This is a genomic window from Saccharopolyspora sp. 6M, from assembly GCF_020176775.1.
GTDB lineage: Bacteria > Actinomycetota > Actinomycetes > Mycobacteriales > Pseudonocardiaceae > Saccharopolyspora_C > Saccharopolyspora_C gregorii.
The window spans coordinates 1-784 of record NZ_JAIUJZ010000351.1 but is presented as its reverse complement, the minus strand read 5'-3'; the positions used below and the strand labels follow the sequence as shown (position 1 = coordinate 784).

1 protein-coding gene is annotated in these 784 nt (G+C 68.0%); it reads left to right on the top strand.

Features of this window, described 5'->3' with window-relative positions:
- Positions 1 to 245: 245 nt before the first annotated feature.
- On the top strand, positions 246 to 782 hold the full coding sequence (locus LCD31_RS28780; protein ID WP_224963323.1) for a DUF3558 family protein: 537 nt from the start codon (positions 246 to 248) through the stop codon (positions 780 to 782).
- Positions 783 to 784: the final 2 nt, after the last annotated feature.

The window sequence follows — 784 nt, the reverse complement described above, 5'->3', positions numbered from 1 at the left end:
CCCCCACTGACCACCGGCCCCCGGTCCACCCAGGTGAATGGCCCACCCGCCCAACGAGAACGGGCCAGTGGGCCATTCACCTGAAGCGGGTCAGCGGGTCCGGCTGCTCAAGACGGCCGTCACGGCGATCTTTCACCTCCTCGACGGTGCACCCGTCGTCGAAACGACAGGTGGCTGACGAGCCTCGCCAAGGACTAGCTGCCACCGACCGTCAGAGCGCCGAAGACATGCAGAGAGGTACCCAGTTGACCCGACGTACCCGCTGGTGGATCACCACCGCCGCCTGCGCCGGGCTGCTGAGCCTGTCCGGCTGCGCACTCGGCGGCACCACACCCGGGGGCGAGGAATCGCCCGCACCGCAGCCGAAACCGGCCGGGCTCCGGGACTTCGACACCTGCACCTTCTTCACACCGGACGAGCGGACCGAGGCAGGCGCGAACGGGCCGTCCGAACGCATCGAGGACCTCACCTTCGAGACCGGCTGCTCCTTCGAAGGCGAGACCATGCTGCTGACCCTGTACAAGAACCAAGACGAGACCGTCGCGAGCTACGAGACCGGCGGCCACTGGGACAGCTACCAGAAGTTCGACATCAACGGGCGTGCCGCGGCGACCGGTGTTTCCGCAGGATCCACCGGACAGGGCATCTGCAACACCCTCGTCGACGCGGGCGGCGGCGTCATCATCCTCTCCGTCACCGGCTTCATGAAGGACGACGTCCCCGACCCCTGCGGCGAGGGCAAGAAGCTCGCCCAGCAGGTCGAACCCCGCCTCCCCCACTGACC